The sequence below is a fragment of the Paraburkholderia sp. genome (assembly GCF_036488795.1).
Taxonomy (GTDB): domain Bacteria; phylum Pseudomonadota; class Gammaproteobacteria; order Burkholderiales; family Burkholderiaceae; genus Paraburkholderia.
Window position 1 is genome coordinate 1 of record NZ_DASXHA010000163.1, and the last position, 22,529, is coordinate 22,529.

Here is a 22,529-nt window from a genome sequence, read left to right on the forward strand (position 1 = left end):
CACTTATCGGCTGTTAATTTTTAAAGATCGATTACGCATTCACCACCGAAACCGCACCGCGTTGCATCACCTTCACAACCACCCGGCACCGCTTCGTTCTGCGTCGCTGCATCAGCAGCAGAGAAACGAGATTATGAAGAATCTTTTTCGCTTCGTCAACTACATTTTTTTGCTTTCGCTTAAAACCTAGCTGACGTTACGGCCGCTGGTTTCGGCAGCGGCACTCGTTCGCAAACGAGGAGGCGAATAGTAGGCGAACATCAGCCAGATGACAAGGGTTTGACGAAAATGTTTTTTTGGCGAGTCACTTGCGGGGCGCATTTGCTACAGCGTCAATCGGAATGGCATCGGCCATTGCGGCATATCCTGCGTCACTGGGATGGATATGATCGCCGCTATCGTATTCGCGCCGTAGCCGTACAGGCTGCGCCGGATCGCGCAAAGCCGCGTCGAAATCGACCACGCCGTCGTACGAGTGGCTTGTTCTGATCCACTGATTAACCGCCAAACGGATACTCTCCCGCTGCGGCGGCAGCGAGGCCGGGGTCAGCGTCGCGCCGAAAATGCGGACGCCGCGCCGGTGTGCTTCGCCAATCACGCGCTCATAGCCCGCAATCAGATCAGCCGCTGTCACCGACGTGTGTGGCGAATCGCAATCAAGGCCGGCGCGCGGCGGCATTGAAGAAAAATTGATGTCGTTGATGCCGATCAGCACAATGGCCGTCTTCACGCCCGGATGCTCGAGCACGTCGCGCCCGAACCGCCTTGCAAGCGCGTCGCCGTAACACGGAGAATCGTTGAGCAGCCGGTTCCCGCTAATGCCCAGATTGACAATTGCGGTCGAGCCGCTTCCCTCGCGTGCCAGCCGACGCGCCAGGGCGTCCGGCCAGCGGCGGTTTTCGTTCAGGCTCGAGCGCATTCCGTCGGTGATCGAATCGCCGATGGCCGCAACCGTGGCTCCCGCAGGGACATCCACGGAAAGCCCCGTCACCCATGCGTACTGCGTAAAGCGCTGAGAAAACGCGCCGCCCATTGCATCGCCAGCATGATTACCGGGCAACGACACATAGTTGACCTGACTCGACACCCGGTGCCACGCCACGAGCCGTTGCTCGGGCCCCATGTACGAACTTACGGCGTACGGCGTACCGGCGACGATCTCAAGCTTCGCCGCATCGCTATCCAGCTCGCCTCCGGGCGGGATCACTACCGACGCCTTACCGTTGAACGTCACCGCGACCCCGCCTTTGCCCTGCGCCGCCGCCCCGCCAGCCGAACGCGCGAGGCGCAGCTCCTGAATCACCAGCGGCGCCTTTCCATACGCGTTACTGACGTGGACACGGATCACATCGCCGGACAAGGTCGGGTAGACAATCTGACGGACGGTTCGCCCGGCTACGTCGGGCGCGCGGTAGAGCGCCGGCAAATTGGCCTGCTGTGGGATAGGCTGAAGTGCCGTCGCCCAGCTCGTCACCCAGTGCACGGGAGCATCGGCGGCAAACGCCGCAGGCGAAGCGGCAAGTTGGGACAACAAGGCGGCGCCGCAGGCAGCGGCAAGAGCACGGAGGGTCATTCGGATTCGTATAACGAGATGGACGAAAGACGGCCATTGTGCCCGAACGGTAGCGGCGGGGGACGGTGAGATTGCCGGGAGCTCAGCACCCTGTGTCCGCTAGTCGAAGTGGCATGCAGCCACTCGCTCAACACCCTCAGGCGCGCAGTGCCGACGTCATGTCCAGCGCCAGCGCCTGCGCCACTTCAATGCCGTCGATCGCCGCTGAATAGATCCCGCCGGCATAGCCCGCACCTTCACCCGCCGGATAGAGCCCCTCCACATTCATGCTCTGGTAGTTTTCCTTGCGGCGGATCCGGATCGGCGACGAAGTGCGCGTCTCCACGCCTGTCAGCACTGCGTCGTTCATCGCGAAACCGGAAATCTTCCGGTCAAGCTGCGGCAGCGCTTCACGGATCGCTTCGATCACGTAATCCGGCAACGCCGTGCTGAGATCGGTCGGATGCACGCCCGGCTTATACGACGGCACGACCGAGCCGAGCGAGGTGGAAGCCCGTCCGGCAATGAAGTCCCCCACCAGTTGCCCCGGCGCACAATAATTTCCGCCGCCAAGCTCGAAGGCGCGCTCCTCCCATTTCCGCTGAAACGCAATGCCCGCCAGTGGTCCGCCCGGATAGTCTTCCGGCGTGATGCCCACCACGATCCCCGCGTTGGCGTTGCGCTCCGCACGGGAGTACTGGCTCATCCCGTTGGTGACTACGCGCCCCGGCTCCGAAGTCGCCGCCACCACGGTGCCGCCTGGGCACATGCAGAAACTGTAGACCGCGCGCCCATTGCTGCAGTGATGCACCACCTTGTAGTCCGCGGCGCCCAGTTCCTTGTGGCCGGCAAACTTGCCGAAGCGGCTGCGGTCGATCACACCCTGCGGATGCTCGATGCGAAAGCCGAGTGAGAACGGCTTTGCCTCGATATAGACGCCGCGCTTGTGCAGCATTTCGAACGTGTCGCGCGCGCTGTGGCCAACCGCGAGAACAACGTGCTCGCAGGGCAGCGTCTCGCCGTTGGATAACTGCAGGGCACGCACCTTGCCCCGCTCGATCTCGATATCGTCGACGCGCGTCTCGAAGCGCACCTCGCCGCCCAGCTGGTGGATCGTGGCGCGCATCTTCTCCACCATGCTGACCAGCCGGAACGTGCCAATATGCGGCCGGCTCAGATAAAGAATGTCTTCCGGCGCGCCAGCCTTGACGAACTCGTCGAGGACCTTGCGTCCATAGTGATGCGGATCCTTGATCTGGCTATACAGTTTGCCGTCCGAAAACGTGCCGGCCCCGCCTTCACCGAACTGCACATTAGATTCCGGATTGAGCACCGATTTGCGCCACAGGCCGAAGGTGTCCTTGGTGCGCTCACGCACGGCCTTGCCACGCTCCAGAATGATGGGACGGAAGCCCATCTGCGCGAGAATCAGTCCTGCAAACAGCCCGCACGGCCCCATGCCGATGACCACCGGCCGCGGCGACGCCATATGCTCGGGTGCCGTGGTCACGAAACGATATTCCATATCCGGCGTCACGGCGCAATGCGCCACGCCCGCAAGGCGCTTGAGCGCGGCGGCTTCGTCCTTGACTTCCACGTCGACGATATACGTCAGCTTGATGTCGGCGCGCTTGCGCGCATCATGCGCACGGCGGAATACGGTGAACTGGATGAGCCCGTCTGCGGGCACGCCGAGCTCAGCGAGGCGCGCGAGAACCGCGGCTTTGAGAGCGCTTTCGGGGTGATCGAGCGGGAGTTTGATTTCGCTTAAACGTAACATGGGTACCGGAGATGCAGGGGGCGCGGAATCGCGGCCAATTCGCGATTTTATAGGTTCTGCCACGGCAAAGGGCAGCAACTGCGGAGATCCCAAAGCCAGTGGCACGCATGGCGCGCCTGACCGCCGCGATCCGCGCACGCCGTTTCAGAGCTCGGACGAGACGACGTAACCCTTACGCTCCAAGGCTCGGCGGTGCCACTGGTTGGCGTTCATGCCGCAATAAATCGCGAACGCGATACTGAGAATCAGACTAATGACGTCTGCCGCCGCTCCGACGAACCCAATCAGCGTAATGATCAGATCGACCGCCAGCAGCAGCACTGCCAGCAGCCATAGTCTCTTCATTAAGGCCCAGATGAAGCCGAGCAGGCACGCCGACCAGCTGAAGCCCGTGCTCACGGCGACCCTCTCGTTGCTGGCCGGGTGCTGCAAATAGATCTGTTCCGTCATCTCTTCTGTCCTCATCCTTGCTTTAGTCAACCGCAACGTCCGAACCTGCCCCAAATTTCCACTCAAAAAGATCATTAACCGACCGGTCGGTTGGTTTATACTGCGCAACACAGATCACTTCGGACGAGAGCGTTCGCTATGTACACGCAATCCCTCGACATTCCGGGCAACGTCGCTCCGCTCGACCCTGCCGGCAGTTCGCCCGAACAGGCGCGCTTTGACGCCGTCATGGCTGCGGACGGCAAGATCGAGCCGCAGGACTGGATGCCCGACGCTTACCGCAAAACCCTGGTGCGGCAGATTTCGCAGCATGCTCACTCGGAAATCGTGGGCATGCTGCCCGAAGGCAACTGGATCACACGCGCCCCCAGCCTGAAGCGCAAAGCCATTCTGCTCGCCAAGGTGCAGGACGAAGCCGGCCACGGCCTCTATCTATATAGCGCGGCTGAAACACTTGCGGTGTCGCGCGACCAGCTGATCGACGCGCTTCACGCCGGCAAGGCCAAGTATTCAAGCATTTTCAACTATCCGACGCCTACCTGGGCAGACGTTGGCGTGATCGGCTGGCTGGTCGACGGCGCGGCCATCATGAACCAGATTCCTCTGTGCCGTTGTACCTACGGGCCGTACGCCCGCGCCATGATCCGCATCTGCAAGGAAGAGTCGTTTCACCAGCGCCAGGGGTTCGACGCGCTGCTGTCCATGATGAAAGGCACCGAAGCCCAGCGCGAAATGGTCCAGCAGGCCGTAAATCGCTGGTGGTGGCCGGTTCTCATGATGTTCGGTCCAGGTGACAAGGATTCGATTCACAGCAATCAATCGTCGCAATGGGGCATCAAGCGCATTTCCAATGACGATCTGCGGCAGAAGTTCGTCGACGCCACCGTCGACCAGGCCAAGGTGCTGGGCGTCACGCTGCCCGACCCGCATCTGAAGTGGAACGAAGCCCGCGGCCATTACGACTATGGCGAGATCGACTGGGAAGAGTTCTGGCGCGTCGTGAATGGCGACGGTCCTTGCAATCGCGAACGCCTCGCCACCCGAGTCAAAGCCCACAACGACGGTGCCTGGGTGCGCGAAGCCGCCCTTGCGCATGCGGAAAAGCAGCGCCGGCGTGCCGGGCAGCAAGCCGCATAGTCCGGCGGCACATCAGGCAACGCATCAGGAGATCAGAAATGAACAAGGAATGGCCGATCTGGGAAGTGTTCGTGCGCAGCAAGCAGGGGCTCGACCACAAACACTGCGGCAGTCTGCACGCCGCCGACGCGCCAATGGCACTGCGCATGGCGCGCGACGTCTACACCCGCCGCCAGGAAGGCGTGAGCATCTGGGTGGTGCCGTCCTCCGCGATCACCGCGTCCGATCCGCAAGACAAGGCGGAGCTGTTCGAACCGGCCGGCGACAAGATTTACCGCCATCCGACGTTCTACACGCTGCCCGACGAAGTCAATCACATGTAAGCGCGACATGGACATCACGCCCCAACATCTTTCCTACGTGCTGCGTCTTGCGGACACGGCGCTCATCCTCGGTCAACGCAATGCCGAGTGGTGCGGCCACGGCCCGATTCTCGAAGAGGACATCGCACTGGCCAATATGAGCCTCGATCTGATCGGCCAGGCGCGGTTGCTCTATACGCACGCGGCCACACTCGACTTCGCGCTTACCGGCACGAACCGGACCGAGGACGACTACGCGTACTTCCGCGCTGAACGCGAGTTCGCCAATTACACGCTGGCCGAACTGCCGCACTACGGCCCCCTGTCCGGCACGGCGCACGCGGACAAAGACTACGCGGTCACGATCGTGCGCAACTTCCTTTATGCGACGCTGATGGCGCATCTGTGGACCGCGCTTGCCGCTTCGGCGGACGAGCAGCTTGCCGCGATTGCCGCCAAGTCGATCAAGGAGACGCGCTACCACGTGCATCACGCTGGCGAATGGCTGATCCGGCTGGGCGACGGCACGGACGCATCGCATCGTCGCGCGCAAGCCGCGCTCGATTATCTGCTGCCGTACACACGCGAATTCTTCAGCGTCGACGCGGTGGAAGAAGCCATTGCCGCCGCCGGCATCGGTCCGCAGACTGCGGCGCTGGAAGCTGCCTGGCTGGAAGACGTGCGCGCCACAGTCAACGAAGCCACGCTCAGCTTGCCGGAGCCGGTCAAGCACATCTCCTCGGGCAAGCATGGCGAGCATTCGGAGCACATGGGCTATGTGCTCGCCGAAATGCAGAGCCTTGCGCGGCAACATCCCGGCGCCAATTGGTAAGCCTCAGAGCCCCGACGACCATGACTTCTCCTTCGCCTGCGGCTTTCGCCGCCTCCGTCAAAGACCCGGCGCTCGAACGCGCGTGGGCCGTGCTCGAAGCGGTGCCCGACCCGGAGATCCCGGTCGTCTCGATTCGCGAGCTGGGCATTCTGCGCGACGTCCGGCGTGCGGCCGACGGCACGCTCGAAGTCATCATCACGCCGACCTACTCCGGCTGCCCGGCGATGTCGCAGATTGCGGAAGACGTCGCGCACGCGCTCGACGCGGCGAATCTCGTGCCATACCGCATTGAAACCGTGCTCGCGCCGGCCTGGACCACCGACTGGATGACCGCCGAAGCGCGCGACAAGCTGCGCGCCTATGGCATCGCGCCGCCCACCGGCGACTGCGGCAGCGAAGCGCCAGCCGGGAAAGTGATCCGCTTCGTGCCTCGCGCACTGCCCGCACCAGTCTGCCCGCGCTGTGGCTCCGCGCACACCGAACGCCTCGCGCAGTTCGGCTCGACGGCATGCAAGGCGCTGTACCGATGCCTCGATTGCCGCGAACCCTTCGACTATTTCAAACCCTACTGATATGGCCACTCCGCAATTTCACCCGCTGCGCATTCGCGAAGTGCGGCCTGAAACCGCCGACGCGGTCTCGGTCGCGTTCGACGTTCCCGTCGAACTGCGTGAACACTATCGCTTCACGCAAGGTCAGTTCGTCACGTTGAAGACGCACATCGACGGCGAGGAGACGCGTCGCTCCTATTCGATCTGCGTCGGCGTCACCGACTATGACCGCGACGGCGAGCTGCGCATCGGCATCAAGCGCGTACGGGGCGGCCGTTTCTCGAACTTCGCGTTCGACACGCTGCAGCCCGGGCATACGATTGACGTCATGACGCCTGACGGCCGTTTCTTCACCCACCTGAACGCGGAACAAGGCCAGCAATACCTCGCGTTTTCCGGCGGCTCGGGCATCACGCCGGTGCTGGCCATCATCAAGACGACGCTCGAAGTCGAGCCGCGCAGCACGTTTACGCTCGTCTACGGCAACCGCAGCGTCGATCAGATCATGTTCGCCGAGGAACTCGAGGACCTGAAGAACCGCTTCATGAACCGCTTCGTGCTGTATCACGTGCTGTCGGACGATCTGCAGGATGTCGAGTTATTCAACGGCGTTCTGGATCAGCAAAAGTGCGCGGCCTTCATCGAAAATCTGCTGCCCGCCGACGCGATCGACGAAGCCTTCATTTGCGGCCCTGCGCCAATGATGGATGCCGCCGAAGCCGCGCTCAAAGCGGCGGGCGTGCCGGCGGCGAAGGTGCATGTCGAACGCTTCGGCTCTCCGCTGCCGCAGGCGGGTGTGCCGCCTGTCGAGATCACGGAGAATACGCCCGCAGCCGATCTGGAAATCGTTCTGGACGGCAAGAAGCGCAAACTGCGCCTGCCGTATCAGGGTGTGAGCGTGCTGGATGTCGGCCTCAAAGCCGGCCTTGCGCTGCCCTATGCGTGCAAGGGCGGCGTGTGCTGCACCTGCCGCGCGAAGGTGCTGGAAGGCGAAGTGACCATGGAAAAAAACTACACGCTGGAAGAACACGAAATCCGCGAGGGCTTCGTGCTGACCTGCCAGTGCCATCCAGTAAGCGAGCGCGTCGTGGTCAGCTACGACGAACGCTAGCCTGGGCATAAAACGCGTCGGTCTTCTCCGGCGAACGCCTGAGCGCTTTCAGCTCAACCGCGATCCGCTTACACTAGGGGCCGCTCGGGATCGGGACCTCGTTCCGCTCGCCGCGCGGCCTTTTTTGTTCCCGATTGCCTACGACCCGTTGATGAGCACGATCCACCTGACTAACGGCGATGTCGCCGCCGACTCCCTGCGAACCGCGTTGCACCAGGCTGGGCGCAACGAACGTGTGCTGGCGTTGCGCGACGATCTTGCGGTCGGCCCCCTGCGCGGCGTCGACGACACGCCCAACGTTCGCGCGGATTTCTGGCAACGCGTCATCGGTGACGGCGCGCCACACGCGGACGCGCCGCGCGACTACCTCCGCGAATTCCGCGACCAGGCGGCGGCACTCGAGCAGATCGCGGCCGAGCAATCGCAGGTTGCGGTATGGCACGCCGAGAGCGCGTCCGACCAGCTGACCTTGCGCCGGGTCTGCTACCACCTGCGCAACAGCCCGCAGCGGCTCAACGAGGTACGCCTGTCGATTCGCGATCTCACGGATTGCGGCGCTTCGCCGCATAGCCGCCCGGATCAGGCCACCTCGGTCGGCATGTTCGCGCCTGAAGCCCTGGTCAAGCGGCTCCCCGACGTGGCGCCCATTTCCGTGCTGCGCATCAGCCGGCTCGCTCTCGAATGGCAAGAGGTCAAACAGGCGAATGGCGAAACCCGCCGCTGGCGCGACAATACTTTCACGAGCGGTTCGTTTGCCGATCTCGACACGCTGATCCTCGAGCGCGCCAGCGGTCACTGGCAGCCGGCCGCGCAGATCGGCGCGCAACTGATGGCCGCCGAGCTGGGCTACCTCGTCAGCGACACCGTCGTGCTCTGGCGCTTTCGCGAACTGGCCGCGAATGGTCGCGTCGACCTGCGCGGCGATGTCTCCGGGTGGCGTTCGCTTGAACTGCGCAGCGCCCTTTCCACCTGCAGCAGCTAACCCATCGACGAACCATGGCCCGCACAAGAGCCCCCGACCACGAAACGCAGCGCGACCAGATTCTCGAACTGGCCGCGGCCAAGTTCGCACAAACAAGCTATCCGAGCACGTCGATGTCGGACCTCGCGGCTGCCAGCGGTACCTCCAAGGCGCGCCTCTATCACTACTACGCAAGCAAGGAAGCGATTCTGTTCGACCTGCTCGACCGCTACACGAAGCGGCTGATGCTGATCATCGCGGAAGTTGAAGGGGCCAGCCAGCGCCGCCGTCTAAGCGAGCGCGAAACCTTCGCCGAGCTGATTCGCGCGTTTCTGTCCGAGTACGAGACCTCGCACAGCCGGCACGTCGCGCTGTTGAACGACGTCAAATATCTGGTCGACGCGCAGCGCGAAATCATCCTCAATCGCCAGCGCGACGTCGTCGCGGCGTTTGCTCGCCAGTTGACGCGCGCCTACCCGGAGCGCGCAACCCACGAAAACCAGACCGCCCTGACGATGATGGTGTTCGGCATGATCAACTGGACCTTCACGTGGCTCAAGCCTGACGGCAAGATGGGCTACCGGGAGTTCGCCGAGCAGGTGGTCCAGATGGTCGACCACGGACTGAGTTCCGCCGCATAGCATTGCGTCGCAACATGCCTCATCTGCGGATGCAGCCGTGGAGCCGCGTCCGTCGACGGCTTATGCGAACGCTTAATTATCTTTATAAATCATAAGGATAAAAATAGGCTCACAACAAAATAGACAACTTCATCGAATCCATATCCGGGTTTTCCCTAGTTAGGGGATGACATTTCCGCTAGAATCGGTTTTGCGGTGCATCAATTCCGCCCGATTAATAGGAGAACCCAATCATGAACACGCCCACTACTCGCGCCGCCGAGCCGATCGTCGCATCCGATCGCCTGTTGAAGGCAGCCGGTCGCGCGCATGCTCTGGTTCGGGAGTTAACCGCTGTCGATCCCGAACGCCTGCTGACGCACTTTCTTGCGCTCGACGCGGACGACCGCCTGTTGCGCTTCGGCCAGATCGTGCCGGATCACGTCATCGAAAATTACGTGCGTTCCATCGACTTTTCGCGTGACACCGTGTTCGGCGTCTTCGACAACCAGTTGCAACTGGTCGGCGTCGGTCATCTGGCCTATCTCGCCGCCGAAGGCGACAAGCGCACCGCCGAGTTCGGCGTCTCGGTGCTGGAAAGCGTCCGTGGCCAGGGGATTGGCAGCAAGCTGTTCGAACGCGCTGCCATCCGCAGCCGCAATACCCACGTCACCATGCTCTATATGCATTGCCTGTCGCGCAACACGACGATGATGCACATTGCCAAGAAGGCCGGCATGAAGATCGAGTACGCGTACGGCGAAGCCGACGCCTATCTGACCCTGCAGCCGGCTGACCAGTCGAGCATCATCGCGGAAATGCTGCAGGAGCAAGCCGCCGTGTTCGATTACGCGTTGAAGCGCCAGGCGCGCCAGGCATCGAAGATTTTCGAATCGTTCCTGCCGACGGCTGCCGCGGCGTAAGCGGCACACCTGACCAGCAAAACAAAGGGTGGCTTAGCCGCCCTTTGTTTTTGCGCAGTCAAAGCGATCCGCTGCCGTCGCGCTCGCCCCAGGCTGCCGCGCGCTCACAGAATCGGCAGTGCCGTGGTTTCCTTGAAGGTTTCGAGGGAAAAGCTCGACTTCACGTCGATCACCGACGGATGGTGCAGCAAGCGGTCTTGCACGAAGCGCGAAAAGTGCGCCATGTCCTCGACCTGCACGCGCAGCAGGTAATCCGTGTCGCCGGTCATGGCATGGCACGCCACCACCTCCGGCCACGTCTGCACGGCTGCACGAAACAGCTCGGCGTGCGTCGCCCCCACACGGGCAGATCCACTGGGCGCACCGGCCGTGGGGCCGCCGCGCTTTTCCAGCCGTACGTTCACATAGGCGAGCAAATCGAGCCCGAGCATCTGAGCGTCGAGCAGCGCGACATAGCCGCGGATCACGCCGCTCTCTTCCAGTCTCCGGATCCGCCGCAAGCACGGGCTCGGCGACAGGTTCACGCGTTCCGCAATCTCCTGATTCGACAGCCTGCCGTTCTCTTGCAGGATGGCGAGAATTCGCCGGTCGATCGCATCTATCTCGATATTGGCCATTTCCTGTCGCCTGAATGAGTTTTTGAGCTAGAAAATAGCGTAAGCCTACTCAAGCGCGAATAAGTTCGCAAGTTTTCGCCGCGGTACGCGCTTTACACTTGCTTCATTCGGTCGTGCCTGTACGCCCTGCGTGGACCGGTGCGCACCCTCATCAGGTATCAGGAGACAGACATGCAGGTTCAGACCTGGGAGAACCCCGTCGGCACCGACGGCTTCGAGTTCATCGAATACACCGCGCCGGATCCCAAGGCGCTCGGCAAGCTGTTCGAACAGATGGGTTTTACCGCCGTTGCGCGGCATCGCCATAAGGACGTGACGCTGTATCGTCAGGGCGGGATCAACTTCATTGTCAACGCGGAACCGGATTCGTTCGCCCAACGGTTTGCGCGCCTGCACGGCCCGTCGATCTGCGCGATCGCCTTTCGCGTGCAGGACGCCGCCAAGGCTTACGCGCAGGCGCTGGAAAAAGGCGCATGGGGCTTCGACAACAAGACCGGCCCGATGGAACTGAACATTCCGGCCATCAAGGGCGTCGGTGATTCGCTGATCTATTTCGTCGACCGGTGGCGCGGCAAAAACGGAGCCGAGCCGAACAGCATTGGCGATATCGGCATCTACGATGTCGACTTCGTGCCGATTCCCGGTGCCAACCCGAATCCGGTCGGCCACGGCCTCACCTATATCGATCACCTGACGCACAACGTGCATCGCGGCCGCATGCAGGAATGGGCGGAGTTCTACGAGCGCCTCTTCAACTTCCGCGAAGTGCGTTACTTCGACATCGAAGGCAAGGTGACGGGCGTGAAGTCGAAGGCGATGACTTCGCCGTGCGGCAAGATCCGCATTCCAATCAACGAAGAGGGTTCGGAGACTGCCGGCCAGATTCAGGAATACCTCGACGCGTATCACGGCGAAGGCATCCAGCACATTGCGCTGGGCAGCGACGATATCTATCGCACGGTCGACGGTCTGCGCGAGGCGAAGATTTCGCTGCTCGATACGATCGACACTTACTACGAACTGGTGAATCGTCGCGTGCCGGATCACGGCGAGCCGCTCGAAGAACTGCGCAAGCGCAAGATTCTGATCGACGGCGCGCCCGACGATCTGCTGCTGCAGATTTTCACGGAAAACCAGATTGGCCCGATCTTCTTCGAGATCATTCAGCGCAAGGGCAATCAGGGCTTTGGCGAAGGTAACTTCAAGGCACTGTTCGAATCGATCGAACTGGATCAGATTCGCCGCGGCGTGGTGCAGGACAAGGCCTGACGTAGCGCTGCAGCCCATCAACAGAAAAGGGCGAGGATCGCAAAATCCTCGCCCTTCGATGTCTGGCCGCCGTCAGTGTGTTGATTCAGCCAACGGCCGGGAATGAGTCAATGAATGAGAATGGACCGCCTCAGCGAGCCATTACGAGCGCCGTTCGTCCTCTTCGGCTTTCGAGGGTGTGACGCGTGCCGAGGCGATTCGCGCCTGCGCAGTTTGCGCCGTCTGAGCGACCGCGTTCGCGAGTGTCCCCGCGCTACCCGAGCGCACAGGCGCGCTCATTGCGAAAAATGCGGCTGAGACCATCAGGAAGGTCTGGATGTTTCTGGTGTTCATGCGTACTCCTTTTCTGACACCTGTGTGGTGAAGCTCTACCAGTCGCAGAGCGTTGCGCAGGTTTGCACAGGTGCGTGGTTAGACCGGGTTCTCAAGGTCGGTTCCGCAGTTTTGCAGTATTTACAGGTTGTTACAGCGAGCCTGTAACAACCGCCCAACCGGCCTTCTCGCGCTGGAGAGGGGGCGTCCGAACCAGGCGCCGCGCGCCGCATGATTGCATTTTTAATGCCCTGCGGCGGGTTTCTCCTAGTGCTACCATCGTTTAAAAACCATCAATATTGCGACCCCGGCCGACGCATTCACAAGATGCCGAGGCCAACGAGATTTGGCGATCCCAAACTGGGTGGAGGAGTACACATAATGAATGCCCCGCTAGACGCAGGTCAGCGAGCTTCGCTCGAAGCCGCGCTATCTTCCGTCACGCTCGACGACAAATACACGCTCGAACGCGGCCGCGCGTACATGAGCGGCATCCAGGCGCTGGTGCGTCTGCCGATGCTGCAGCAGGAACGCGACAAGGCTGCCGGGCTCAACACCGCCGGATTCATCTCCGGCTATCGCGGTTCTCCGCTTGGCGGACTCGACCAGTCCTTGTGGAAGGCGAAGCAGCATCTCGCCGCGCATCAGGTCGTGTTCCAGCCCGGCGTCAACGAAGACCTTGCCGCCACCGCCGTATGGGGCTCGCAGCAGGTCAACCTGTATCCGAACGCCAGATTCGACGGCGTGTTTTCGATGTGGTACGGCAAGGGTCCGGGCGTCGACCGCTCCGGCGATGTCTTCAAGCACGGCAACTCGGCGGGTTCGTCGCAGCATGGCGGCGTCCTCGTGCTGGCCGGCGACGACCATGCCGCAAAATCCTCGACGCTCGCGCACCAGTCCGAACACATGTTCAAGGCCTGTGGCCTGCCGGTGCTGTTTCCGTCGAACGTGCAGGAATATCTCGACTTCGGCCTGCACGGCTGGGCGATGAGCCGCTATTCGGGCCTGTGGGTGGCGATGAAGTGCGTGACCGACGTGGTCGAATCGTCGGCTTCGGTGGACATCGACCCGCATCGCACGAAAATCATCCTGCCTGAAGACTTCGCGATGCCGGGCGGCGGTCTGAATATCCGCTGGCCGGATCCGCCGCTGGTTCAGGAAGCGCGTCTGCTCGACTACAAGTGGTACGCCGCGCTCGCCTATGTGCGCGCAAATAAACTCGACCGCGTGGAAATCGATTCGCCGCATGCGCGCTTCGGCATCATGACGGGCGGCAAGGCGTATCTTGACGTGCGCCAGGCGCTGACCGACCTGGGCCTTGATGACGAAACCTGCTCGCGTATCGGCATTCGCCTCTACAAAGTGGGCTGCGTGTGGCCGCTCGAAGCGCAAGGCGCGCAATCCTTCGCGCGCGGCCTCGACGAAATTCTGGTGGTCGAAGAAAAGCGCCAGATTCTCGAATACGCGATCAAGGAAGAGCTGTACAACTGGCCCGACACGCAGCGTCCGCGCGTGTTCGGCAAGTTCGACGAGAAGGACGGCGCGGGCGGCGAATGGTCGGTGCCGATGGGCAACTGGCTGCTGCCGGCACACTACGAACTGTCGCCGGCGATCATCGCCAAGGCGATTGCCACGCGTCTCGACAAGTTCGACTTGCCGTCCGACGTGCGCGCACGCATCGCGACGCGCATCGCCGTGATCGAGGCGAAGGAAAAAGCGCTGGCCCGGCCGCGCGTCGAAGTCGAACGCAAGCCGTGGTTCTGTTCAGGTTGCCCGCACAACACCTCGACCAATGTGCCGGAAGGCTCGCGTGCGATGGCCGGCATTGGCTGCCACTACATGACCGTGTGGATGGACCGCAGCACCAGCACCTTCAGTCAGATGGGCGGCGAAGGCGTGGCGTGGATCGGTCAGGCGCCGTTCACGAACGACAAGCACGTGTTCGCCAATCTTGGTGACGGCACCTACTTCCACTCGGGCTTGCTGGCAATCCGTGCGGCGATCGCCTCGAAAGCCAACATCACCTACAAGATCCTCTATAACGACGCGGTCGCCATGACCGGCGGCCAGCCGGTCGACGGCGTGCTGACGGTGCCGCAGATCACGCACCAGCTGGCGGCCGAAGGCGCCACGAAGATCGTGATCGTCACCGACGAGCCGGACAAGTACACGGCGAGCGTCGGCCTCGCACCGGGGATCGACATCCATCATCGTGACCAGCTCGACGACGTGCAACGCACGCTGCGCGAGATTGCGGGCACGACCATCCTGATCTACGACCAGACCTGCGCGACCGAAAAGCGCCGCCGTCGCAAACGCGGCACCTATCCGGATCCGGCGCGGCGTGTGGTGATCAACGAAGCGGTGTGCGAAGGGTGCGGCGATTGCTCGGTGAAATCGAACTGTCTGTCGGTCGAACCGCTGGACACTGAGTACGGCACCAAGCGTCAGATCAACCAGTCGACCTGCAACAAGGACTTTTCGTGCGTCAACGGCTTTTGCCCGAGCTTCGTCTCGGTCGAAGGCGGTCAGCTGCGCAAGCCCAAAGCGTCCTCGGGCGTGGCGGGCGAGGCGATGCCGGTCGTGCCGTCGCCTGACCTGCCTGTGATCGGACGTCCTTACGGCGTGCTCGTGACGGGCGTGGGCGGCACCGGCGTCGTGACCATCGGCGCGCTGCTCGGGATGGCCGCGCACCTCGAAAACAAGGGTGTGACGGTACTGGACGTGACCGGCCTCGCGCAGAAAGGCGGCGCCGTGATGAGCCACGTGCAGATCTCGAATCAACCGGCCGACATCCACGCGACGCGCATTGCCATGGGTGAGGCGAGTCTCGTGATCGGCTGCGATGCGATCGTCACGGCCAGCGACGAATGCGTTTCGCGCATGCAGGTGGGCCGCACACGCGTCGTTCTGAACAGCGCGCATACGCCGACTGCCGCTTTCATCAAGAACCCGAACTGGCAGTTCCCCGGTGCGGACGCCGAGGCTGACGTGCGCGCGGGCGCGGGCGACGCGGGCGTGGATGCGATCGATGCCAATCATTTCGCCGTCGCGCTACTGGGCGACGCCATCTACACCAACCCGTTCGTGTTGGGTTACGCGTGGCAAAAGGGCTGGGTGCCGCTGATGTACGAATCGCTGATGCGAGCGATCGAGCTGAACGCGGTGCAGGTCGAGAAAAACCGTGCGGCCTTCGAATGGGGCCGCCGCGCGGCGCACGACCTGGCAGCCGTGCGCAAGATCACGCAAGCGCAAGGACGCAGCGCGGCCGCCGAAACCGCCACCAGCAAGATCATCTCGCTGCACACGCCGAAGGCGCTCGACACGCTGATCGACAAGCGTGCCGACTATCTGACGGCGTGGCAAAACGACGCCTACGCGGCACGCTACCGCAAACTCGTGGCGCAGGTGCGGGCGGCCGAATCGGCGCTGGATTCAGGCGAGGGCCAATTGCCGTTGACCGAAGCCGTGGCGAAGAATCTTCATAAGCTGATGGCTTACAAAGACGAGTACGAAGTGGCGCGCCTGTATGCCGATCCGGCGTTCATCGAAAAACTGAAGACCAGTTTCGAAGGCGACTGGAAGGTCAATATCCACCTCGCGCCGCCGGCATTCTCGAAGAAGGACGCGCACGGTCATCTGATCAAGAAGAAATACGGCCCGTGGATCCTCAGCGCGATGCGCGTGCTCGCGAAGTTGAAGTTCCTGCGCGGCACGGCCTTCGATGTGTTCGGCAAGACGGAAGAACGTCGCACCGAGCGCGCGCTGATTGGTGAGTACGAGGCACTGGTGGCTGAGCTGATCAGCGGCTTGAACGCGCAGAAGCATGCGCTGGCGGTTGAACTGGCCAATCTGCCGGACGGCATTCGCGGTTACGGTCACGTGAAGGAGAACAACCTGAAGGGCGTGCGGGTCAAGTGGCAAGAGCTGCTGAAGCGCTGGCGCTCGCCACAAGGCGGTCAGGCACAGCACGCCGCCTGAGCGGGTCCACCGGGGTGGCGTGCCGTAACGGGTCTACGGCGCGCCACCCCATAAGCAGAAACGCCACGGAGTTGTTCTTCCGTGGCGTTTTTGTTTGCCCTCTGCAAGCGCCGCAACGCGGCGCTGCATCACGCGGGTGAGTTATTGCGCGTTGACACGCAACTGCGCGTTGGCCGAGGCCACGGCCGTCATGTTGATGATCCGGCGCACGGTCGCGGCCGGCGTCAGGATGTGCACCGGCTTCTCCGAGCCCAGCAGGAACGGCCCCACCGTCACGCCTTCGCCGCCAATCATCTTCAGCAGGTTGTACGTGATGTTCGCCGCTTCCACGTTCGGCATGATCAGCAGGTTGGCTTCACCCGTGAGCGTCGTACCCGGCAAAGCGGCCTTGCGGACCACTTCGGACAACGCCGCGTCGCCGTGCATTTCGCCGTCGATCTCGAGATTCGGCGCCCGTTGCGCGATCAGCTTGCGCGCTGCAGCCATTCGTTGCGCCGACGCCGACGGCACGCTGCCGAAGTTCGAGTTCGACAGCAGCGCGACCTTCGGCGTAATGCCGAATTTCTCGATCTCGCTCGCGGCCAGCACCGTCATGTCGGCGAGTTGTTCGGCGCTCGGCACTTCGTTCACGTAGGTATCGCAGATGAACAGGTTGCGGCCCGGCAGCATCAGCAGATTCATCGCCGCCAGCGTCTGCACGTGTTCGGCCTTACCCAGCACCTGCTCCACGAACTTCAGATGGCTGTGGTACGTGTCGATCATCCCGCAGATCATGCCGTCCGCGTCGCCGAGGCGGACCAGGATCGCACCGATCAGCGTGTTGAACTTGCGCATGGCCGCCTTCGCGACCTCGGGCGTCACGCCTTCGCGCGCGCCGATCTCGTGATACTCCTGCCAGCACTTCTGATAGCGCGGATCGTCTTCCGGATTGACGATCTCGAAGTCTTCGCCGCACTTGAGCTTCGAACCCATCTTCCTCAGACGCATGTCGATCACCGCCGGACGGCCGACCAGAATCGGCCTGGCGATCTTCTCCAGCAGCACGAACTGCGCGGCCCGCAGCACGCGCTCGTCTTCACCTTCGGCAAACACGATGCGCGCCGGAGCCGACTTCGCCGCCGCGAACACCGGACGCATCACCATGCCGGTACGGTAGACGGTGGTGCCCAGTTCTTCGCGATACGCGTCCATGTCCTTGATGGGACGGGTCGCGACGCCCGAATCCATCGCCGCCTGCGCGACGGCCGGCGCGATCTTGATGATCAGGCGCGGATCGAACGGCTTCGGAATCAGATATTCGGGGCCGAATTCGAGCGTATGGCCTTCGTAGGCTTTCGCCACTTCATCGCCCTGGTCGGTTTCTTCGGCCAGTTCGGCAATGGCGCGCACGCACGCCAGCTTCATCTCTTCCGTGATGGTCGTCGCGCCCACGTCGAGCGCGCCGCGGAAGATGAACGGGAAGCACAGCACGTTGTTGACCTGGTTCGGATAGTCCGAACGGCCAGTGGCGATGATGGCGTCCGGGCGCACCTTCTTCGCCTCTTCCGGGCGGATTTCCGGATCCGGGTTGGCCAGCGCGAGGATCAGCGGCTGGGTGCCCATGGCCACGACCATTTCCGGCTTGAGCACGCCGGCGCTCGAGCAGCCGAGGAACACGTCCGCGCCGCGAATCGCGTCGCCCAGCGTGCGCGCCTCGGTGTTGGCCGCGTAACGTTCCTTCGACGGATCCAGGTTGCCGCGCCCTTCGTAGATCACGCCTTTCGAATCGGTGACGAGCACGTTCTGCTTCGACAGACCCAGATTCACCAGCAGGTCCAGACAGGCAATGGCCGCTGCGCCCGCGCCCGAGCAAACCAGCTTCACTTCTTCGAGTTTCTTGCCGACCACTTTCAGGCCGTTCAGGATTGCCGCGGACGCGATGATCGCGGTGCCGTGCTGGTCGTCGTGGAAGACCGGGATCTTCATGCGCTCGCGCAGCTTCTTTTCGATGTAGAAGCATTCCGGCGCCTTGATGTCCTCAAGGTTGATGCCGCCCAGCGTCGGCTCGAGCATCGCGATGGCTTCGACGAGCTTGTCCGGATCGGTCTCGGCGAGTTCGATGTCGAATACGTCGATGCCGGCAAACTTCTTGAACAGACAGCCCTTGCCTTCCATCACCGGCTTGGCGGCCAGCGGGCCAATGTTGCCAAGACCGAGCACAGCCGTGCCGTTGGTCACCACGCCGACCAGGTTGCCGCGCGAAGTGTATTTCTGCGCGTCGAGCGGTTCGTCGAAGATCGCCATACAGGCCGCGGCGACGCCCGGCGAGTACGCCAGCGACAGATCGAGCTGATTCGAAAGGGGCTTGGTTGGCGTGACCGAAATCTTGCCGGGTTTCGGATTCTGGTGATACGCGAGAGCGCTTTGTTTCAGTTGTTCGTCCATTTTCTGGCCTGCGAGACGTAAGTAATCGGGCCGCGCTCAGTGCGCCGTCTGCGTCGCTTGCATGGATCGAATGGGTCATCGAATGCGGCGGTTTTCGCCTGTGCCGGTTGGGCGCGGCGTCGAACCTGAGCGGTCGCCAAGACGGTGCAGAGCTTTCGCGGGGGACTCAGTGTACACCGCGCGGGAGCCATTTCGGCTAGCCTTTGGAGCCGCTAACCACAGGCGAAACAAGGACTTGGTCAGGTGCGACATCGTGCCGCTCAACACGGCGCGCAATGCTGCGACGCGGCATTTCCGCCGCCGCTTTGCAGGGCCTCGCAGCCGCGTGACGGGCAGTTAATCCAGTGTTGCGCCGCGTCGTTCGGGGATCAGAAAGAGCGTCGCAAAGATGTCGAGCAGATAGATGGAAGCGAGCAACGCGAGTGCTGCGCCAAACGAATAGCGCGCGGCCAGCGCGCCGACTGCCACGGGCCCGAAACCGCCCACCGCGCGCCCGATGTTGAACAGCACGTTCTGCGCAGTGGCCCGCGCTTCGGTGGGATAGAGCTCGGAGATCAGCGCGCCGTAGCCGCCAATCATGCCGTTGACGAACACGCCCATGACCGCGCCGCCGATCAGCAGCGCGAAGGGCGTCGTCAGGTGCGCGTAGACGAACACCATCACCACGGCGCCCGCCTGATACGCGAGGAAAGTGGGCTTGCGACCAAAGCGGTCGGCCGCGATGCCGAACAGCCAGATGCCGAGACCCATACCGAGAACGGTCACCGCCGTCCACAAGCCGGATCGGGTCAGCGAATAGCCGAAGGTCTTCGACAGGTAGCTGGGCAGCCAGATCATCAGACCGTAGTAGCCGAAGTTCTGCACCGAGCACAGGATTGCGACCCCGACGCTGGAGCGCGTGGTGCGAGCGTCGGCAATCAGGCGCCGCAATGGCAGCTTGCGCGCCGCAGCGCGCTTTGCATGCGCGGCCCGCTCCACGAATAGCGCTGGCTCTTCGACACGCCGCCGCACCACAAAGGAAACGACGGCGGGTGCCAGTCCCAGCGCGAACATGCCGCGCCAGCCGATCAGCGGCAACAGCAGCGGCGTCAGCAACGCCGCGGCAAGCACGCCGAGCTGCCAGCCCAGCCCCACATACGACGACACCCGCGCTCGCTGCGACGCCGGCCATGCCTCGGCCACGAGCGTCATGCCGATGCCGAACTCGCCGCCAAGGCCGAGCCCGGCGATCGTCCGATAAGCGAGCAGATCCGCGTAGCCCTGTGCCAGCGCACACAGGCCGGTGAACACCGCGAAGATCAGGATGGTCCATGTCAGCATCCGGACCCGGCCGAAGTAGTCGCTCAACACGCCGAACACGATCCCGCCTGCCACCGCGCCGATCAGCGTCCACGTGACGAGCGAGCCCGCCTGGGTGGATGAGAGATGCAGGTCGGCGGCGATCACCGGCAGCATGAAGCCGAGAATCAGCAGATCGAAACCGTCCATTGCATAGCCGAGCACCGCCGCGAGCAGCGCACGGCCCGCATAACCGCGTTGCGCGGATGCGCCGGAGGAGGTGGAAGAAGAAGCGACAGTCATCGAAAGCATCCCGTAGGGGGCGGCTGGGACATCGGCGCGGGGGCCGGGGCTGGGCCGCCAGGCCCTGAAAATCGCGTGAGTGTAATCGGCGTCCGCGCAGGCCACAAGCAAGCCAAAAAGGCCGTTGCCGCCGACCTCATGTCGTCCGCGAGACCCGCGATTACGGGTTTTCACGCACGACGGCCTCCTCGGAATTGTCCGAATCGGGTAAAATATCGGGCTACGCGCGCAGCAAAACCGGCCTGCTCCCAACTGGCTGGCCGCGTGTTCCGCCCATCAGGCGCGGAACGCTTCGCTTGCTGCGCCACCGGGCTCTCGCGCCCGCGCCCTCCCGCTCACATCCAAGGATCCGCCCATGACAGGCTTCGATCGCCAGACGATCTCCGACACGACCGCCAAGATGCTGCTGGAAGTACAAGCAGTTCACTTCAACGCGGAAAAACCGTACATCTTCACGTCCGGCTGGGCGAGCCCGGTGTATATCGACTGCCGCAAGCTGATCTCGTATCCGCGGGTGCGCCGTGGCCTGATGGAAATGGCCGAAGCCACCATCCTGCGCGACGTCGGCTATGAGCAGATCGACGCGGTCGCCGGCGGCGAAACCGCCGGTATCCCGTTCGCGGCATGGCTCTCCGACCGCCTGATGGTGCCCATGCAATACGTGCGCAAGAAGCCGAAGGGTTTCGGCCGCAATGCGCAGATCGAAGGCCTGCTGACCGAAGGACAGCGCGTTCTGCTGGTGGAAGACCTGACCACGGACAGCCGCAGCAAGATCAACTTCATCAACGCGCTGCGCACTGCCGGCGCCACAGTGAATCACTGCTTCGTGCTGTTCCACTACAACATCTTCAAGGAAAGCGTTTCGGTGCTGAAAGACATCGACGTCGAACTGCACGCACTCGCCACCTGGTGGGACGTGCTGCGCGTCGCGAAGGAAAACGGCTACTTCGACACGAAGACGCTCGACGAAGTAGAGAAATTCCTGCACGCACCGGCTGAATGGTCGGCAGCGCACGGCGGCGCAACGGCAGCGCCGCAGTAAGCTGAATCTGACCGGCTTGCAGCCGGGAAGAGTTGAAAAGGGCCACCTGTCAGACGACAGGCGGCCCTTTTTTATGCGCCTCGAACGACCGCAAATGCGCGATCAGGTAGACGGCTTGCCGGGTTCTTCCGCGGAGTACGACGCCAGATTCGACAGACCGTTGCTTTGTGCGTACTGAAACAGTTCGGAATCACGATCAAGGCCGAGTTTGCGCATCGCCGTGTTCTTCTGCGTGCTGATGGTCTTGATGCTGCGATTCAGTTGCTCCGAGATCTCCTTGATCGTCATGCCCGACACGAACAGGCGTACGACTTCCAGTTCGCGCCTGGACAGGATCACTTCGTCGCTCTTGCCGCCCGCGTTCATGCGCAGCGTGTCGAGCGAAGCCTTCACCGACGGGCTCATATATTCGAGATGACGGCTCACGTGCTGAACCGCGAGTCCGATATGGCTCAGGTCGTCCGCCTTGTTGACGACCGAAGTCACGCCGAGTTCGCTTAGCCGTTTGAGCAGCGCGGCGTTCTCGAGCATGGTCAGGACGACGATAGGAAGGTTAGGAAAATTGCGACGTAAATAGCCGATCAGCGGCAAGCCGTCGCCATATTGACCGCCGGGCATTGCAAGATCGGTCACCAGCACGTCGCATGGGACCGTTTGCAGTATCTTGATAAGTTCTGTGGACTGGCGTGCGCGCGCAACGACCTGAATCCCGGGGAATTTGAGCAATGCATGCTCTGCACCAAACAAAATCACCGGATGGTCATCGGCCACGACGACCTTAACTGGATCTTGCATTGAGCTCCCTTCGCCTGATAACACGCTCTCCAAAACTTCAGCCATGCATCATTCTTAATTTCTAGGTTCTGAATTGTGATGACTTGCCTGCGACCCAGCCAACGCACGCAATCCATCTGACTATAGCCGATTTCATGGCGCCCCGGCCCGTCTGCGAACGCCATGAAGTCTCACTGGAGCTAATGTTAGACTTGATTCGCGCTCGGGACGCAAAATAGGGACAATAATGATTGTGAAGATGTGTGCTTCACAAGCCTGATACAACCACGTTGCATGGGACACTGGAGAA

General features: G+C 62.3%; 20 protein-coding genes. 12 read left to right on the forward strand and 8 right to left on the reverse strand.

Annotation, left to right across the window (positions count from 1 at the left end; genetic code table 11):
* Positions 1–190 (forward strand): hypothetical protein (locus tag VGH41_RS23180; RefSeq protein ID WP_331599970.1); only part of this gene is annotated, 190 nt, incomplete at its 5' end.
* Between the two features lie 114 nt (positions 191–304).
* Here VGH41_RS23180 and VGH41_RS23185 read toward each other — a convergent pair.
* The 3 genes from VGH41_RS23185 to VGH41_RS23195 form a co-directional block, all read right to left on the reverse strand.
* Complete coding sequence (locus VGH41_RS23185) at positions 305–1,573, reverse strand: SGNH/GDSL hydrolase family protein (protein WP_331599972.1); 1,269 nt, start codon at positions 1,571–1,573, stop codon at positions 305–307.
* Positions 1,574–1,709: 136 nt separating this feature from the next.
* The gene (locus tag VGH41_RS23190) at positions 1,710–3,332 is read right to left on the reverse strand and encodes an NAD(P)/FAD-dependent oxidoreductase (protein ID WP_331599973.1); all 1,623 of its coding nucleotides are present in this window, start codon (positions 3,330–3,332) and stop codon (positions 1,710–1,712) included.
* 144 nt (positions 3,333–3,476) lie between these two features.
* The gene (locus tag VGH41_RS23195; protein ID WP_331599974.1) at positions 3,477–3,782 is read right to left on the reverse strand and encodes a DUF2628 domain-containing protein; all 306 of its coding nucleotides are present in this window, start codon (positions 3,780–3,782) and stop codon (positions 3,477–3,479) included.
* 138 nt (positions 3,783–3,920) lie between these two features.
* On the opposite strand from VGH41_RS23195, the gene paaA reads away from it, so the two are divergent.
* The 8 genes from paaA to VGH41_RS23235 all read left to right on the forward strand — a co-directional run bounded on the left by paaA (position 3,921) and on the right by VGH41_RS23235 (position 10,219).
* A complete protein-coding gene (paaA, locus tag VGH41_RS23200; protein ID WP_331599975.1) occupies positions 3,921–4,919 on the forward strand; it encodes a 1,2-phenylacetyl-CoA epoxidase subunit PaaA in 999 nt (332 codons plus the stop codon).
* A 38-nt stretch (positions 4,920–4,957) separates the two neighbouring features.
* Complete coding sequence (gene paaB / locus VGH41_RS23205) at positions 4,958–5,242, forward strand: 1,2-phenylacetyl-CoA epoxidase subunit PaaB (protein WP_074301825.1); 285 nt, start codon at positions 4,958–4,960, stop codon at positions 5,240–5,242.
* A 7-nt stretch (positions 5,243–5,249) separates the two neighbouring features.
* Complete coding sequence (gene paaC, locus VGH41_RS23210; protein WP_331599976.1) at positions 5,250–6,053, forward strand: 1,2-phenylacetyl-CoA epoxidase subunit PaaC; 804 nt, start codon at positions 5,250–5,252, stop codon at positions 6,051–6,053.
* 20 nt (positions 6,054–6,073) lie between these two features.
* Positions 6,074–6,625, forward strand: a complete 552-nt coding sequence (paaD, locus tag VGH41_RS23215; RefSeq protein WP_331599977.1) for a 1,2-phenylacetyl-CoA epoxidase subunit PaaD — start codon at positions 6,074–6,076, stop codon at positions 6,623–6,625.
* 1 nt (position 6,626) lies between these two features.
* Entirely contained in the window at positions 6,627–7,715 is a 1,089-nt protein-coding gene (gene paaE, locus VGH41_RS23220) for a 1,2-phenylacetyl-CoA epoxidase subunit PaaE (protein WP_331599978.1), read from the forward strand.
* A gap of 151 nt (positions 7,716–7,866) precedes the next feature.
* Positions 7,867–8,697, forward strand: a complete 831-nt coding sequence (locus tag VGH41_RS23225; RefSeq protein ID WP_331599979.1) for a DUF1835 domain-containing protein — start codon at positions 7,867–7,869, stop codon at positions 8,695–8,697.
* Positions 8,698–8,711: 14 nt separating this feature from the next.
* Positions 8,712–9,317: a TetR/AcrR family transcriptional regulator gene (locus tag VGH41_RS23230; RefSeq protein WP_331599980.1), complete on the forward strand. Its 606-nt coding sequence runs from the start codon at positions 8,712–8,714 to the stop codon at positions 9,315–9,317.
* Positions 9,318–9,550: 233 nt separating this feature from the next.
* A complete protein-coding gene (locus VGH41_RS23235; protein WP_331599981.1) occupies positions 9,551–10,219 on the forward strand; it encodes a GNAT family N-acetyltransferase in 669 nt (222 codons plus the stop codon).
* Between the two features lie 104 nt (positions 10,220–10,323).
* Here the strand turns inward: VGH41_RS23235 and VGH41_RS23240 are convergent, their stop codons facing one another.
* Complete coding sequence (locus tag VGH41_RS23240) at positions 10,324–10,836, reverse strand: Lrp/AsnC family transcriptional regulator (RefSeq protein ID WP_331599982.1); 513 nt, start codon at positions 10,834–10,836, stop codon at positions 10,324–10,326.
* 171 nt (positions 10,837–11,007) lie between these two features.
* Here VGH41_RS23240 and hppD point away from each other — a divergent pair, with 171 nt between their 5' ends.
* Entirely contained in the window at positions 11,008–12,105 is a 1,098-nt protein-coding gene (hppD, locus tag VGH41_RS23245; protein ID WP_331599983.1) for a 4-hydroxyphenylpyruvate dioxygenase, read from the forward strand.
* Positions 12,106–12,246: 141 nt separating this feature from the next.
* On the opposite strand, the gene VGH41_RS23250 is transcribed toward hppD, so the two are convergent.
* Positions 12,247–12,438, reverse strand: a complete 192-nt coding sequence (locus VGH41_RS23250; RefSeq protein ID WP_331599984.1) for a hypothetical protein — start codon at positions 12,436–12,438, stop codon at positions 12,247–12,249.
* A gap of 360 nt (positions 12,439–12,798) precedes the next feature.
* Between VGH41_RS23250 and VGH41_RS23255 the strand changes: the two genes are divergently transcribed.
* On the forward strand, positions 12,799–16,398 hold the full coding sequence (locus VGH41_RS23255) for an indolepyruvate ferredoxin oxidoreductase family protein (protein WP_331599986.1): 3,600 nt from the start codon (positions 12,799–12,801) through the stop codon (positions 16,396–16,398).
* Between the two features lie 141 nt (positions 16,399–16,539).
* Here the strand turns inward: VGH41_RS23255 and VGH41_RS23260 are convergent, their stop codons facing one another.
* Both VGH41_RS23260 and VGH41_RS23265 read right to left on the reverse strand, forming a co-directional pair.
* A complete protein-coding gene (locus VGH41_RS23260; RefSeq protein WP_331599987.1) occupies positions 16,540–18,822 on the reverse strand; it encodes an NADP-dependent malic enzyme in 2,283 nt (760 codons plus the stop codon).
* Between the two features lie 336 nt (positions 18,823–19,158).
* The gene (locus VGH41_RS23265) at positions 19,159–20,403 is read right to left on the reverse strand and encodes an MFS transporter (RefSeq protein ID WP_331599988.1); all 1,245 of its coding nucleotides are present in this window, start codon (positions 20,401–20,403) and stop codon (positions 19,159–19,161) included.
* Positions 20,404–20,758: 355 nt separating this feature from the next.
* On the opposite strand from VGH41_RS23265, the gene VGH41_RS23270 reads away from it, so the two are divergent.
* Entirely contained in the window at positions 20,759–21,445 is a 687-nt protein-coding gene (locus VGH41_RS23270; protein ID WP_331599990.1) for an orotate phosphoribosyltransferase, read from the forward strand.
* A 102-nt stretch (positions 21,446–21,547) separates the two neighbouring features.
* Here VGH41_RS23270 and VGH41_RS23275 read toward each other — a convergent pair whose 3' ends face one another.
* On the reverse strand, positions 21,548–22,240 hold the full coding sequence (locus tag VGH41_RS23275; RefSeq protein WP_331599991.1) for a response regulator: 693 nt from the start codon (positions 22,238–22,240) through the stop codon (positions 21,548–21,550).
* Between the last annotated feature and the right edge of the window lie 289 nt (positions 22,241–22,529).

Excerpts from the sequence above, each read along its gene's own strand:
- VGH41_RS23185 (WP_331599972.1), bottom strand. The coding sequence starts at position 1,573 with ATGACCCTCCGTGCTCTTGCCGCTGCCTGCGGCGCCGCCTTGTTGTCC.
- VGH41_RS23190 (WP_331599973.1), bottom strand. The coding sequence starts at position 3,332 with ATGTTACGTTTAAGCGAAATCAAACTCCCGCTCGATCACCCCGAAAGC.
- VGH41_RS23195 (WP_331599974.1), bottom strand. The coding sequence starts at position 3,782 with ATGACGGAACAGATCTATTTGCAGCACCCGGCCAGCAACGAGAGGGTC.
- paaA (WP_331599975.1), top strand. The coding sequence starts at position 3,921 with ATGTACACGCAATCCCTCGACATTCCGGGCAACGTCGCTCCGCTCGAC.
- paaB (WP_074301825.1), top strand. The coding sequence starts at position 4,958 with ATGAACAAGGAATGGCCGATCTGGGAAGTGTTCGTGCGCAGCAAGCAG.
- paaC (WP_331599976.1), top strand. The coding sequence starts at position 5,250 with ATGGACATCACGCCCCAACATCTTTCCTACGTGCTGCGTCTTGCGGAC.
- paaD (WP_331599977.1), top strand. The coding sequence starts at position 6,074 with ATGACTTCTCCTTCGCCTGCGGCTTTCGCCGCCTCCGTCAAAGACCCG.
- paaE (WP_331599978.1), top strand. The coding sequence starts at position 6,627 with ATGGCCACTCCGCAATTTCACCCGCTGCGCATTCGCGAAGTGCGGCCT.
- VGH41_RS23225 (WP_331599979.1), top strand. The coding sequence starts at position 7,867 with ATGAGCACGATCCACCTGACTAACGGCGATGTCGCCGCCGACTCCCTG.
- VGH41_RS23230 (WP_331599980.1), top strand. The coding sequence starts at position 8,712 with ATGGCCCGCACAAGAGCCCCCGACCACGAAACGCAGCGCGACCAGATT.
- VGH41_RS23235 (WP_331599981.1), top strand. The coding sequence starts at position 9,551 with ATGAACACGCCCACTACTCGCGCCGCCGAGCCGATCGTCGCATCCGAT.
- VGH41_RS23240 (WP_331599982.1), bottom strand. The coding sequence starts at position 10,836 with ATGGCCAATATCGAGATAGATGCGATCGACCGGCGAATTCTCGCCATC.
- hppD (WP_331599983.1), top strand. The coding sequence starts at position 11,008 with ATGCAGGTTCAGACCTGGGAGAACCCCGTCGGCACCGACGGCTTCGAG.
- VGH41_RS23250 (WP_331599984.1), bottom strand. The coding sequence starts at position 12,438 with ATGAACACCAGAAACATCCAGACCTTCCTGATGGTCTCAGCCGCATTT.
- VGH41_RS23255 (WP_331599986.1), top strand. The coding sequence starts at position 12,799 with ATGAATGCCCCGCTAGACGCAGGTCAGCGAGCTTCGCTCGAAGCCGCG.
- VGH41_RS23260 (WP_331599987.1), bottom strand. The coding sequence starts at position 18,822 with ATGGACGAACAACTGAAACAAAGCGCTCTCGCGTATCACCAGAATCCG.
- VGH41_RS23265 (WP_331599988.1), bottom strand. The coding sequence starts at position 20,403 with ATGACTGTCGCTTCTTCTTCCACCTCCTCCGGCGCATCCGCGCAACGC.
- VGH41_RS23270 (WP_331599990.1), top strand. The coding sequence starts at position 20,759 with ATGACAGGCTTCGATCGCCAGACGATCTCCGACACGACCGCCAAGATG.
- VGH41_RS23275 (WP_331599991.1), bottom strand. The coding sequence starts at position 22,240 with ATGCAAGATCCAGTTAAGGTCGTCGTGGCCGATGACCATCCGGTGATT.